The following is a 14305-nucleotide window of genomic DNA, read 5'->3' as shown; positions in this document are numbered from 1 at the left end:
TTGGAATATCAGGCAGATGCCTGCGCTTTTTTTTGCGATTCTTGATCTTGAACAAAAATCCTCAGTTCTGGACGGACATTAAGTCCCAGAGCGTGCCCCGCCGCCGCCGGTGCCGGTGAAACTGCCGCCGCCGGTGGTGGGGGTGCCGGTAAATGTCCCGCCCGCAAGGCCCTTGAAGGAGACACCGATAGGACCGGAGTCAACCCTGGTGATGGTGCCGGTACCTATGACCTCGGCGGCCCAGGTGTTGCCCGTAAAGGACTGCATGGCAAAACGGGCGTTCAGAGCGCCGTCGGTCATGGAAACCGTGATCCCGGTGGGATCGCCGGTGTAGGTGCCGATGATATCGTTGGTGGCCCAGAGCTGCGCTTCCGCGCCGCTGGCATAGGCAAAGAAACGGACATCATTCATGGTCAGGTTGGTGATGTTGCCGTTAGATCCGGAAAGCGTGGTTTCGCCGATCTGGACGGCCGGGATGTCCAGTTCCACCAGGGTGGTGTTCTGGTCCCGTTGGAGCTTGAGATAGGTGTTTATGTCCATGATCAGGTTCAGCCCGGCCAACTCATAGGTGCCCTGGGTCGGGTCAAAGGTGCCGTTCAACTTGCCGAACGAGAAACCGGCAATAGCCGTGCCAAGGGTTTCATCCAGGCTGAGCCAGATCTCGGCGGACTTGGCGTTGTCAATGGTATTGGTTGTGGTGTTCCATTGACCGGAGACTATTCCCCGGCGCAGGTTTTTCACCCCGTCCGGGTCTGTAAAGCTGCTGTTATATTCCCACGTCCAACCCGGATTCTCCGTCGTCGGCAGTTCACCCTGACCCTGGAGGTCAACTGTTACGGAGTCGATCTCGCCGGTCAGGTTTCTTGTCCAGGAACCCGTGTCAATGGTGCCGCCGAACAGGCCGGTTCCCACCCCTATCCGCCAGGGGTCACCGTTGTTGATCACCACCTGGTTGTAGCCGGCTCCGCTGGTGTCTGGCAGGTTCAAGGCCTTATAGCTGCCCGTGATGGTAGCCCAGTTAGTGTCCATGTCCTGCAGGGAAGTCAGAATGCCTAATACCTCGGTGCCGTCGGCACGATGGAAAATACCAGTGGTGCCGGGGTCGGGAAAAAGGTAGTACCTGCCGTCATAGGTTTTATGCAGGACCCCGCTGCCCGGGGTGAGCATATCCTCCACCGTGACCGGTGTTGGCTGGTCACCCGCCGGCACCAGTTCGGTGGGATAGATGTTGCCGGCGCCTGACCAGGCGCCGGAACCTTTCTTGGTCAGGATGTTGCCGTTAAAGGCGCCCTGCAGGATTCCGGCATTGCCGCTCGGGTCAACATAGGCGGTCAGTATTTCCCCGCCCAGTTCGTTGACATAGTCGGCGCTGCCCGCGCCGCCGACTATGCTGCTGCCGGCCCCGTAGCCGAGATAGGCGCCGTTGCCGTTGGGGGCGAACGGAGAGGCCGGGTCCAGGATCATATCCTTGTCATTGTATGGATTATAGCTGGATATCTCCAAGGTGAACAGCGCCTCGGGGGTGTATTTGCCGTACTCCGGCTGGTATTCGCCGATAAAGGTGGTCTGGGCCGGCAACGGACTCGTGGCGGCCCACAGATCGTCCACACTGCCCATGATAGCCTGCATATGGGAGGTGTTCTGCCGCCAGTATTCCGTAATACTGTCGGACAGGCCGTTGCGGGTCGCCTCGATGACCGAGCTGTAGGAGGAATCCCAGCGGCCTTCGCCCGAAAAGAGGACGGTGGTCTTGTCAGCGTCCACCTGCCACCACTCCATGGTGCCGTCCGGACTGTACCTGGTCTTGGTTATATGGCCGTCGCTGTCCGTTTCCGTGGAATGACCGAACACGGCCCTGTCTTTCAGGGCATAGTAGTGGTAGCCATAGTCGTTGCCGCCGACAGTGCCGGAGCCCTTGTTTACCTTTAACATCTTTATGGACTCTCCGCCTCCGACAAGACCGTTAAAGGCAAGAGGCGTGCTGTTTGACCAGTAGCCGCCGGCCTGGGCCTGCCAGGTGCCGAGGGTGTCGTCGTAGGTACCCGCAACCGAGCCGACCATGTCGCCCATCTTGGTGCAGGTAAGAAAGCTGCCGGTAAAATTATTCCATGTCAAGTTGGTTGCCGGGTCCATGTAGCTGGTCATCGGTATCAGGAACATGCCGATATCGGGGTCAAGATTTCCATCACCGTCAAAGTCCACATTGTTGGTGCCGAACCAGGCATATCCGCCAACATTGGCGGTCCACGAGTTTGACGACAAGGGATTGTATGCCTTGTTGTTCAGGCCGAAGCTCATATCAAAGACCCCCCAGTCATCATAGCCGGCCAGGGACTTGGTGCCGCCCCAGCCGATGTCGCTTTTCAGGTAGGAGTCAGTGTCGCCGAAATTACCGCGCAGCCAGCCGACCATCAGGCCGATATCGAGACCGGACGCAAAGTTTGTGCTAATGCCGGCAGCCATCTGCTGCTTATTGATGGTATTGGTTGTGCTCGGGGCCTCCCACATGGCGATTTCCGGGTAGGCGGCGCCGTTGACCGGCCCCTCCAGGATGCCGCCGTTACCGCCCGGATCTATATACAGGCTGTAGAGGCCGCCGTTGACCCCGATCTCCGGGGAAATCACCCCGCCGAGATAACCGGCCATGGCACCGGTGGTGGAAGACGTGTTGCTGATATCGACCCTGAAAACGGCCGGGTCGGTATAGTTGGAGTCAGCAGGCGCGTATTTACCCATCAGGGTCATGGCCGCGGAGGACGAGTTCCAGATATCACCGGTAACGCCCAGCAGGCCGGTAAACTCTCCCGCGCCGGTCAGCAGGTTGGCGCCGGTGTCTTCTTCATACCTGCGGCGTTCCCAGATGGCGCTCCCCGTAGGACTCGGCCAGGCAGGGGCTGAATAGTCCGCAAAGGTTGTGGCCGGGATGCCACCCACGGTCCAGTCGGCGCCCTGGCCGATTTTTCCATCATCAATAGTCAAGCGGTGGCCGTCGGGCAGGTAGATGTTGCCGATAGAGGTGTAGGTATCATAGGCATCCTCCCAGGTCATGCCGAACAGGGGATTGCCGCCCGTGCCGGGGATGAAATATGAATAATCATACCAGGCATCATAGGCGCCGCTGCCTTCCCCGCCCAGGGTATCCCACCGTTCCAGCTCGCTTTTGGTCAGGGTACCTGAAACCACCCGGCGCAGACCGTCGGCGGTGTCGGTGAACTCGCCGCTTAAATAGAGCGCCGCCGCCTGGAAGGAGCCGCTGCCGACGGCCTGCCAGGTGGCGGTGGAGCTGTCCCGGGCGCCCATGATATCGCCGCTAAGATCGTACAGGTGGTCGCTGGTCAGGACCTTGCCCGCATAGGTCCCGCCGATGCCGGCCGGGCCCCAGGCGGAGCCGATGATGTCGCCGAACCAGTAGCCAGCGAAGGTGTTGGTGTTGTCGTAGAAGTAGCCGCCGGTATGCAGGTTCCAGTCGGTCGAGGTCTGGCCTGAATAGCTGCCGCCCAAGGCGCCTTCCCAGATGCCCCAGTCCTGGTCATTGATTCTCATTTGGCCACCGTCAAACATGGCCAGGTCGAGTGCGCCGCCGGCCCCGAAGGCGCCGGCGCCACCGTCGCCGTAGAAGCTGCTCCAGTCCAGATTGTTGCCCAGTTCGGCCGGGACCACGGTTGTGGTCGAGACCTGGTTGGCAATCAGGGTTCCGTCTGTTTCCCACATCGGATAATCCGGATAATAGGCGCCCGTTACATCGCCGTACAGGTATCCGGCATTGCCGGCCGGATCGATGTACAGGGCCTTGACCTTGGCATCAAGGGATTCATTGTTCCATAGGCCCACCATGTGGCCCTGGTAGTGTCCTCCGTTGGTGGTCGAGCCTGAAAAAATGTACCCGCGGGATGTCATCAAGGAGAGGCCAAGGCTCGAGACAGAGACGCCGTAGTCGCCCATCATGGTGACCGGGGTGTCGACGCCGCTGAGCAGGGTGGTCGCGGTGCCGCCCAGCAGGCCGCCCAAGCCAGCGGCGGACTCGACAAAAGTGGCGCCGTCATAGTATCTGAAACGGCCGCCGATGTCGCCGGAAAAGCCAAGGGGCTGCAGGTAATAGGTGCCGGCCCCGGCGCTGTGATATAGTTCCGAAATATAGGCGCCGCGGTAATCAAAACCCACGGTACCCAGATAACCAGGGGTCAGGACCCTCAGCAGACCGTTGATTGTGGTATGGCCGCTGGTGGCCGTCGGGCTGTCATCAAGAACCGTTACATCACCCAACATATAAAGGGCATCCGAATTCCATGTGCGTGCAACGCCGTAGGGGGATGTCCAGGAGGTGAAGGCGTTGACGTTATGGAAAAATCCGCCCTCGGTGGTGATATTCCAGACCCCCAGGTAGCCGCCCCCGGTTAAGGGGAGGCCCTTGATCGCCGAGTTGAGGGTAGCGACGCCCATGCTATCCAGTAAAGCGCCCATTTCAATATCGCTCAGGAACGGCAGGGGGATCCCGGCAAAAAAGAGCGGATCAAGGGTGGTGCTTAAATTAGCCGGAGTGACGTTGGCATTGCCGAGAATGGCGGACCGGTATATGGGGCCGCTGGCGGAAAGGGTGCCGTTGCCGGCGGTACCGGAAAGGATGCCGGTCTGGAAGCCGACATTGCCGCCGGTATCGGCATAGATGGAGGTCAGAAGCCCGCTCCAGGAACCCTCCGAGCCCACCAGGTAGCCGTCAAAGGCCGATCCGTCGCTCATGGCGCCTCCCAGGGTGCCGACCTGGGTGTTGGTGACCAGGGTCGGGTCCGGGAGTTGGGCCGCCAGGGTCATGGTCTCTACGCCGGTGGTGGAATCCCTGGTGATTGTCACGGTCCCGGAGTCGAGAAAACCGCTGAGCCCGGTGACATCGGTGGAGGTGAAGGTCGTGGTTGTGGCCCCTGTCTCGGGGGATGAAACAGGAACAGGAATAGGCTCCGGTATTGGAGTCAGCACCGGCTCTGGTGTCGGCTCTGGTGTCGGCTCCGGAGTAGGCTCCGGCGTAGGCTCCGGAGTAGGCTCATCCTTGGGCTCGTCACCGGGCTCAGCCTCGACTTTTTCTTTTGTTACACCCTCCTTGGACGGTGCGGTTTCCTCTTCGCTCCGGCGGAATTCTTCAGGAGTGGCCTTTCTTACTATGGGTAACCGGTCCGGGCCCCTGACCACCATGATCTGGCCTGTTTCAATATTCAGGACCCGATCAGGCATATTCTTGTTATACCCGTATCCCAACCCGATCTTAAAGATGGCGCTGCTGACCCCGTTTATATGAGAGGTGCCGAAATCGGTACCCCTGACCCCGACGACCGTGGTGGGCGTGTGGACCTCAAAGTGGTTCTGTTTCAGCCGGCCGAATATCTTACCGGTTTTTTTGACGATATTCCGAATTCGGCCCCTGGTGAGGTTAATGGTCGCGACGGTTTTTTCTTCCGATTCGAAATATTTCGTGATTACCACCCGGGACTGCTGGGCGATCCGGAGAATATTCGCGTCAACAAAGGTTATTTCCGCCTTGGAAGCGGTCTTGCTCCGGATAACGTCGCCCTCCTCGACCGTATCGCCCTTGTGGGCCGGTCTGGTCTTTTGGCCCGGGGTGGTAATATTGATCCGTCCTTCGATATAGGTGAATTCGCCGATCTGGGCGGCCAGGGCCGCCAGCGGCATGAGCAGCATGAGAGCCAGGCAGCTTGTGAAAGAGAGGGACAGTAACCGTTTCATCACGAACCTCCTGCGGATAAATGACCGGTAACAGATCGGTTTGAATAATGTTTTTTAAAAAATTATCTTGAAAACCTGAATTTGATTAACCAGCATATCCTCATATGCCCTGTCCGCAGCGACAATATTTACGCTGAGGCCGAAATTATCCGTTTTCGAGAGCTTGAAAATCACGTCTAGTGAACTGTCTGTGATTAAAATCGGTACTCGATCCCCACGTTGTAAAGATTTCGTTGGTAGTCGTTCCTGCCGATATTGGAATCGACCCGGGTTCTCGAATATTGGAAAATCAAACTGGTATTTTTGTCAAGACTCCAGGTCAACCCGACAGAACCGGAAAAGGTTTTGTCTTTTCTTATCTTGTCGGTCCGGGTGCCGGCGATCAGGTCAAAATCCGTTGTCGGGTAATCAAAGTTCTGCCGGAAGTAGATGATACTGAGCTGCAGGGACAGCCTGTCGCGTAACGGTACCGTGGCGCTGGCTGAAAAACTGTGGCCCTTATAGGTCCACCAGGGACCATCGGTGTTTTCGTCGGTATACTCATACCTCAAGTTTACAAGACCGTTTTCCTTATAAAGCCAGATCCAACTGGCATAGGCGCTCAGACCGTCGGCGTTCCGGTCTTCATTGGCGCTCACCGGGGGCCGGTAGTATTTTTTATGGTTATAACCGCTGAATAATTCCAGGATCTGGGTCTTGGTGACAATGATTCTGAACAGGGGCCCGATCCGGGTATGGCTCATGTACCGCTTGGGGATCTTGTCGGTGTTTGTCCGCAGCATGAAGTAGTTGTAATTTGCCATCAGGCTGAGTGAGTAGCGGCCGAAATTATACCCCGGGGTTACGGTGAAGCTGTTGCTAACCGAATCGTGGGTCGAGTGGTGTTCGGTATTCAGGCTGCCGGAAAAGGCATACTGGCCGCTGAAAATCCAGGGACCAGGCAGCAGGGGGACATAGTCCAGCCGCAGGGAGCCGACAAAGGTCCGGCTGGATGCGTCATCGATTATCCCGTAGTAGCGCTCCGGCTCGTTGGGCTTGGACAGCAGGTTGTCATTATACTGGGCAAAAAGGCTTACCGTGGTTCGGAGCGGTTTTTCAAGCTCCAGCCTCTTCTCCACCACATCCTGGTAGCGGCGGGCGAAACCGGCCAGGTCGGACTGCGGGTCCAGGACAATCGCCGCCTTGAGCCGCTGCCGGGCAGTCTTCAGGTTTTTTTCTTTGACATAGGCCAAGGCTATCTGGATCTCGGCCGACTGGGTGAGGGATTGATCAAGGGTTTTTGCCTTTTCAAAGGCGGTGATCGCCGCCCGGCTTTTGTTTCCCTTGAGCAGGACCAGGCCCTTGAGAAATGCTGTCTTGGCCGGGAAGATCTTGACCTGCTCAGCCACCTGCAGCCATTTTTCGGCCTCAACCAGGTTTTCCGGCTCCGGCAACCTGTACAGGACCTCGACCAGTTCCACCAGGGCTTCCTTGATCCGGGGGGTGAGGGTTACCGCATCCCTCAAGTTTTTTACCGCCCTTGGATAGTCCTGCATCTGCTTGTAGGTCAGGCCCAGGAAGAATGCCGCAGAGGTCGAGGCCGGGACCATTACGCGGACCTGTTCCAGGATCTGGGCGGCCTCTTCGTAGTTCTCCTGTTTATACTGTTCGATGCCGGCCCGCAGGTTTTTTTTGGCCTGGATCGACAACTCGGGCGGTCTTGGATCCGGGGATGCCGAGAACACGGGACCGCAGGGCAGGAATATGAAAAGGAATAAAAAAACAGCAATACTCACGCACAGGTTTTTTTTCATGTCAAGTACCTTTATGCTCTGTCGGTCGTTCATCAACCACGGCATATTGCTGAAGAAAACTAGAAACCGGCACGACAAGTTGTCAAATTGGCGAAAATCATACTGCTATCTCGCTTGCCTGCTGATTAGGCTGCCAAAATGGGAGTTGCTGGATACAATGCCGACCCGATAAACGCGGCGATGAAAACAAACATCATTGACATGATCAATTTTCATCATATAAAAAGATGTTGTTCGGTCAACAGTCCCTTAACTTATCGACTATGTTTAAGATGTATACCTGCCGCTGTCAAGGAAGATGTCGTTTTATCAAAAATTTCCGCTCCGTTCTATGTGGCTCCTAAAAAAATATTCGTGCGCCCTATATGTTATGTAGTTCACTGAATGTTTACCTTGATACTTCTGCAACAGGTTCGATAGGATAAAGAAAATATTGAGAGGCCTTGTTTTGAGGGTATTAAAGATCATAATTTTTCTCGCACTCCTGGTCCTGTCCGGCTGTGCCTCGCCTGCACTCCGGATTGATCGATTGGCAACCGATGCCGGCTTCAGCCGTCAGGTCATCAGGGGAAAAGATTTCAACCATCTTGTTTATTTCAATCAGAACTCCGCCGGAGATGGAACTCTGCATATTTACCTCGAAGGGGACGGCAGACCCTGGAATAATCATCTGCGGCCCTCTTCGGACCCCACAACCCGGAACCCCCTGATGCTGCGTCTTATGGCCTTGGACCGGAATGATGCATTATATCTCGGCCGTCCATGTTATTATGGCTTTCAGGATGATCCGGGCTGCAATCAGTGGTTCTGGACCTTTGGCCGTTACAGTCCGCGGGTAATCGATTCAATGTCAGCGGCCCTGGGGAATATACTGCTCGAATTTCCCGAGAAGGAACTGGTTTTCATGGGTCACAGCGGCGGGGCGGTCCTTGCCATATTCCTGGCGGAACGATTCAAAACCAGGGCGGTTGTTACGGTCAGCGGGTTGCTGGATACAGACGAATGGGCAAAACTGCACGGATATACTCCGCTGGTTGATTCGATGAATCCAGCCACCCAATCTTCTCTTGCGGCCGATGTTATACAGTTGCATTTTTCCGGCTCGCAAGATACAAACATCCCCGGGCGGTTGAACAGCAGATATCAACGCCGCTTTCCCCAGGCCGGGTATGTGGAGTTTTCAGATGTTGATCACCATGGGTGGGAGAGTAAGTGGCCGGACATACTGAAAATTTTGCAACATAAGCTGGCAGGGGGTATGGTTGTAGATCGTAAGTAGTGTCCTCTCCGGGCAGGTTCTGTCAGCCCAAAAGAATTTGAGCAATTGTGGTTTCTCGAAAAAGTCGCTTAACAAAAACGTCCTTATTTATTTGACCAGGGCGGAATTTTTCAAGCAGGTCCCCCCATGCAAGAAGAAACAACCCCATACGATGAGGCCGCCCACCAGGTGGTGGAGTTGGCCAACCGGATTAGCGATGGCAACCCGGACAGCGATTCCTGGGAGGTGGCCGACGGCCTGCTCGCCGGGGCGGTCCATTACTGGCTCTTTGCCCGGCAGCCCTGCGAGGACCCGATGTGCAACGAGTGTCAGCCGGTCAGCTCCGCGGAACAGCGCCTCCGGGCATTGCTGGAACTTGTCGAGCAGTTGGCCCAGGACAGTGATTATTATCACTCTGTTAATGACATCCTGCTCGGCCGGGCCTGATTCCCGGTCCCTGCCCGCCCATGACATCGGTCCCGGCCCGGCCCGGGTTGGATATCTGACAGGTTTTTCTTATGTGTGCCCTGAACAGTGACAAGCTGATCATTGAGTTGAACTACGCCAACCAATTCATCAACGAGCGCCGGACTGGTCCGGAGGCACTTGACAGCCACCGGATGTTCGAGCTGCTCAGCGAGACCGTGGTTGACAAGCGGACCCTGGAGGTGGTGGAGATCCATGATCTTTACCAGGCCCTGAACCATACCCGGACCCATGTGGGCGCGGCCCACCTGTTCCATTCCCTGAACACCCCGGCGGAATCCCTGGAATTGATCCATGCCAAGCAGGAGGGGTTGATGGAGCTGGAGGCCCATGACCGGCTCCGCAGCGCGGTGGAAGAGTTCCTCGGGACGTTCGGCAAGGGTGAGCCGGCCCTGTTCCAGTTCCTCAACGCCCATTATCAACCCATGGTGCCTTACGGGGCATTGAAGCGGGCGATCAAGGCGGCGGAGACCATGCACCGGGCCGCGGCTGCCATTCCGCGGCCTGATACCATTTATCTTGATTCGCTCCTGCGCCAGATCGCCTCGTTCGGGGAGTCGCCGGTGAGCGAACTGGTGCGCAAACCCACCTACCGGACCATCCGCGGGGTGGTTAGCCGCCGGGAAAAGGGTTTTTTCACCCCGGCACTCAGGTTCCGTCCGGGCCGGATATCCGGCGGCAGCGTCGGCCCGGCCATTCCCAGTATTCTGGCCGTCGGCGCTGGGTGGACCGGGCTGCTCAAGCCGATGATGGCCGAATCCCTGGCCCTCTTGACCGGCGGCGGGATCGTTATCGGGATGCTCTACGGCGCGGTGGTTAAACCGATTTTCGATCAGGATACCGCGCTGCTGCCGCTGCGTAAACGTTTCCTGCAATCCAACCGTTTCGGTTCGGCCATGGAGGCGGTGGCCGGCCTGGACGAGATCATCTCTTTCAGCGAATTCCGCCGTAATATTCCCCATCCCACGGTTATCCCGGAATTTACCGATATTGAGCGCCATTATTTCATTGCCACCGGGATGAAGAATCCGGTGCTGGCCAAGAACGACCCGGATTACGTGGGTAGCGATGTCTCCATTGACGGCCAGGGGGTGACCTTTATCACCGGTCCCAACAGCGGCGGCAAGACCACCTATTGCAAGGGGGTGATCCAGAACCAGATCCTGGGCCAGATCGGCGCCCCGGTGGTGGCCACCCGGGCCCGGATGAATATTGCCGATCACATTGCCTACCAGGCCCCGGCCTTTGACGGCCTGAACGATCCCGAGGGCCGGTTCGGCACCGAACTCCAGACCACCCGGGATATTTTCTTTAAAATCAGCCCCAAAAGCCTGGTGGTCCTGGACGAGATCGCCGAGGGCACCACCTCCCATGAGCGGATGGACCAGTCGGTGGCCGTACTCGACGGCCTGTTCGCCAAAAACAACTCCACCCTGCTGGTCACCCATTCCTACGAACTGGCCGAGATGTTCATGGCCTCGGACCAGGGCCGGTTCATCCAGGTCGAGTTCAAGGGCAACCGGCCGACCCATCGGATGATCCCGGGCATTTCCCGGGCCAGCCACGCCCGGCGGGTGGCGAAAAAGATCGGCTTTTCAGCGGCGGACATCCAGCGCCACCTCAGGGAGGAGGGTTATCTCTGAGCGTGTCCGGCCCTGGGCTTTCGGACCAGGACAACCCGGCCTTTAAGATCTGGAAACAGCCTGGGGAACCGGGGAAGAAATGGGCGGTCGAAGGACTGCCGCAGCCGGTGACCGGCATCAGTTAAAAGGGAGCAATATCAGCATGATCAGGAGGAAACAGTGATGAACCCGAAGCTACAGTTTATCTATGCCCGGCGCAGCGTTCGCAAGTATCTGGATAAGGAGATTCCCGAGGCGATGCTGATCGACCTGCTCACCGCCGGGATGGCGGCGCCGTCAGCCGTGGCCCGCGATCCCTGGCATTTTGTCGTGGTCCGGCAGCAAGAGACCCTGGACCAACTGGCCGCTATCCTGCCCAACGGCCGGATGCTCAAGCAGGCCGGGGCCGCCCTGGTCGTGTCCGGCGATATCACCCGGGCCCATGACCAGCAGGAGTCCTATCTGCTTCAGGATGTCAGTGCCGCGGTGGAGAATATCCTCCTGGCCGCCACTGCCCTTGGCCTTGGTTCCTGCTGGCTCGGGGTCCATCCCCGCCAGGAGCGGATGGATAGCATCCGGAACCTTTTTAAACTGCCCCCGGAGATCATCCCGGTCTGCGGTATATCCCTGGGCTGGCCGGCCGAGGAGTTGCCGGCCCGCACCCGCTTCAACCCGGAGCGGGTGCATCGGGAAGCGTGGTATGGCTAGGAGGCGGAAGGGGATATCGGGCCGCCCGCTACGATCTGCCCGTAACCGTTCACCAGCACCCCATCCTCGGTTTTCTCCTGATGGTCGACCTGCATTTTTGGCTTGACAGGTAGCAATCATTTTTGTCGGTCTCGCAACAACCTGCGAGACGGACGTGTATCATGTTGTAACTTGTTGATTTTATTGGGTGGCATTTGAAGCCTTTCGGGTTGTTACGAGTCCATCATTTTTAGTGGTTCATAATATGAATCTTTTGTGGTTTTTTTAGGCGTTGACCGGTTATTATGCTTGGCAACGTTGTGGTTATCTATGTTTTGTCGGTCTCGCAACAACCCGCTCGACGGACGTGATTCGTCTTGTAACTTGTTGATTTTATTGGGTGGCATTTGAAGCTTTTCGGGTTGTTACGAGTTCATCATGTTTTGGACTATTAACTTTTTTGTTAAGATCCAACCCGGGAAAAATGAAACACAAGCGGCACGATGCTGTTCGAAATGAGTATGCAAAACTTGCGGCTCAATATGACAGCCGCTGGGCCTTCTACGTGGAGGCAACAAACCGGGAGACATTACGGCGCCTCAAAAACCTCCCGAATAATCGCGTCCTGGACATCGGCTGTGGAACAGGTACACTTCTGCGGGAACTTGCGAAGGAGGTTCCAGCGGGGAATCTCGCTGGAATCGACCTCTGTCCGGAGATGCTTGCCGTGGCGCGATCAAAGCTTGGCAGTTCAGTGAAACTGTATGAGTCCCCGGTTGAGAACATCCCTTTCCCGGATTGCCACTTTGACCTGGTCGTGTCGGCAAACGCGTTTCACTACTTCGGAAGCCCGGAGAAAGCACTCAGCGAAATGTTCCGTGTGCTGCAATCAGGAGGGCACCTTGTCATCACCGACTGGTGCGACGATTTCATTGCCTGCCGCATCTGTGATCTCTTTCTACGCTTGATCGACAAAGCGCACTCGCCGATATATGGAACCCGGGAATGCAATATTCTGTTATCCGAGGCTGGATTCGAGGTGATAGCGTTGGAGAAATACAAAATCAACTGGCTATGGGGCCTGATGAGCGCAATCGCTTCCAAGCCACGGACCGGATGAGATCATACGCTTGGCAGGTAGCGGTTCAGACCAGGGACCTGGGCTCGAAGATCTGCCGGTAAAGGGACAGGGCATAGCGGTCGGTCATGCTGGCGATAAAATCGCCGATCCGCCGCTCCCTTGAGCTGCTTCGGGCAAAACCGCCCATCTTTTTTTCCAGGAACGGCGCGTTTTCCAGGCAGTAGAAGAATATCTCCCGCAGTACCTTGCGGCCCTTTTCAAACTCGTTGTGCACCTGCGGGGCGCGGTACACCTTGTGGTACTGGAAGTTGCGCAACTCCTGGATCGCCTCGGCGATATCGTCACGGAAGTTGAAGACCAGTTCGCCGTTTTCGGGCCGGGTGCCGTCGAGCAGTCCCTGGATCATGTTCATCACCCGCCGGGAATGTTTGTCGCCGAGCACCCTGATACAGATGTCCGGGATGTCGCGGGCCCGGATCACCCGGCTGGCAATGGCATCGTCCAGGTCGTGACTCAGGTAGGCGATGATATCGGCATAGCGGACCAGGCAGCCCTCGGCCGTGTCGGGCATGTTCTGCCGGCCCCTGGGGACCACCTCGCCGTATCCCTTGGAGTGTTTGGCGATGCCGTTGCGTACCTCGAAGGTGAGGTTGAGACCGGCGCCATTGTTCTCCAGGAAATCAACCACCCGCAGGCTCTGCTCGAAATGGGAGAATCCGCCCGGGATCAACTCGTTCAATACCGTCTCGCCGGCGTGGCCAAAGGGGGTGTGGCCGAGATCGTGCCCCAGGGAGACAGCCTCGACCAGGTCCTCGTTCAGGCGCAGGGCCCGGGCCAGGGTGCGGCCGATCTCCGACACCTCCAGGGTATGGGTCAGCCGGGTGCGGTAGTGGTCGCCCATGGGGGCGAGAAAGACCTGGGTCTTGTGCTTTAAGCGCCGGAAGGCCTTGGAATAGACGATCCGGTTGCGGTCCCGGTGAAAGGGATTGCGGATGGGACATTCCTTCTCCGGCCGCAGCCGGCCCTTGCTTGCCGTGCAGGGGCAGGCATAGGGTGAGAGATACAGCCCCTGTCTCTGTTCATATTCCGTCCGGATGCTCATATGCCTTCTTGCTTTTAATTGCAAAAAAAGTCAAGTTGTTTCAGGGGCTGGACGACCGGAGAGCCCCAGGAACTCGGGTCTTGGTCACGGTGATCCGCAGGCCGGCCGGGACCTCCCGGCGGGCGGTCACCCGGCCGCCCGCATAGGCGATGACTCTCAAGAGCCTCTTTTCCTGGTCCGGGTTGCAGAGAAACGCAAAGCAGAAGCCGGGTACACTTTTTTTGAGACGTGCCCGCACGTCTTTGATACCCTTTCAACAGTCGTTGCGGTAGTCGAGAAGCAGCGTCGTATGCATCGGTATAATCCTTTACAGACCCTGCCCGGCCGGTGAAGTCGGCGGGACAAGGGGAAACGGGTGTTGGTGTCGACCCAGTATACCCCCATGAGCGCCACGGCAACAAGGTTTTCCCGGTTTGTAACCGTTCACCGGGGGTACGGATTTACGGTAATCTTATGCCCGTAAGCGTTTACCAGTGGCTTAGATTCGTTCATTTGGGACTGCGAAGCATACTGGTGCTATTCGAGCAGGCCAAAATGGGCGAA

The 14305-nt window shown here is 57.3% G+C and carries 9 protein-coding genes; 5 read left to right on the top strand and 4 right to left on the bottom strand.

Annotation, left to right across the window (positions count from 1 at the left end):
- Positions 1-78: 78 nt before the first annotated feature.
- Together L3J03_06325 and L3J03_06320 are read right to left on the bottom strand one after the other, a co-directional pair.
- Positions 79-5733: a FecR family protein gene (locus L3J03_06325; GenBank protein ID MCF6290593.1), complete on the bottom strand. Its 5655-nt coding sequence runs from the start codon at positions 5731-5733 to the stop codon at positions 79-81.
- Positions 5734-5927: 194 nt separating this feature from the next.
- The gene (locus L3J03_06320) at positions 5928-7526 is read right to left on the bottom strand and encodes a tetratricopeptide repeat protein (GenBank protein ID MCF6290592.1); all 1599 of its coding nucleotides are present in this window, start codon (positions 7524-7526) and stop codon (positions 5928-5930) included.
- 847 nt (positions 7527-8373) lie between these two features.
- On the opposite strand from L3J03_06320, the gene L3J03_06315 reads away from it, so the two are divergent.
- The 5 genes from L3J03_06315 to L3J03_06295 all read left to right on the top strand — a co-directional run bounded on the left by L3J03_06315 (position 8374) and on the right by L3J03_06295 (position 12699).
- Complete coding sequence (locus tag L3J03_06315; protein MCF6290591.1) at positions 8374-8805, top strand: hypothetical protein; 432 nt, start codon at positions 8374-8376, stop codon at positions 8803-8805.
- 126 nt (positions 8806-8931) lie between these two features.
- Positions 8932-9231, top strand: a complete 300-nt coding sequence (locus L3J03_06310; protein MCF6290590.1) for a hypothetical protein — start codon at positions 8932-8934, stop codon at positions 9229-9231.
- A gap of 71 nt (positions 9232-9302) precedes the next feature.
- The gene (locus tag L3J03_06305) at positions 9303-10913 is read left to right on the top strand and encodes a hypothetical protein (GenBank protein MCF6290589.1); all 1611 of its coding nucleotides are present in this window, start codon (positions 9303-9305) and stop codon (positions 10911-10913) included.
- A 162-nt stretch (positions 10914-11075) separates the two neighbouring features.
- Positions 11076-11600, top strand: a complete 525-nt coding sequence (locus L3J03_06300) for a nitroreductase family protein (protein ID MCF6290588.1) — start codon at positions 11076-11078, stop codon at positions 11598-11600.
- Positions 11601-12063: 463 nt separating this feature from the next.
- Positions 12064-12699, top strand: coding sequence for a methyltransferase domain-containing protein (locus L3J03_06295; GenBank protein ID MCF6290587.1), 636 nt, complete (start codon positions 12064-12066; stop codon positions 12697-12699).
- A 25-nt stretch (positions 12700-12724) separates the two neighbouring features.
- On the opposite strand, the gene L3J03_06290 is transcribed toward L3J03_06295, so the two are convergent.
- Positions 12725-13762 carry a deoxyguanosinetriphosphate triphosphohydrolase gene (locus L3J03_06290; protein ID MCF6290586.1) on the bottom strand — a complete coding sequence of 346 codons (1038 nt, stop codon included), beginning with the start codon at positions 13760-13762 and terminating at the stop codon, positions 12725-12727.
- A gap of 40 nt (positions 13763-13802) precedes the next feature.
- A complete protein-coding gene (locus L3J03_06285) occupies positions 13803-14000 on the bottom strand; it encodes a hypothetical protein (GenBank protein MCF6290585.1) in 198 nt (65 codons plus the stop codon).
- Positions 14001-14305: the final 305 nt, after the last annotated feature.

The organism is Desulfobacterales bacterium, from assembly GCA_021647905.1.
GTDB lineage: Bacteria > Desulfobacterota > Desulfobulbia > Desulfobulbales > BM004 > JAKITW01.
Note: the sequence above shows the minus strand (reverse complement) of the source record. Positions and strands in the feature narration are given on the sequence as shown.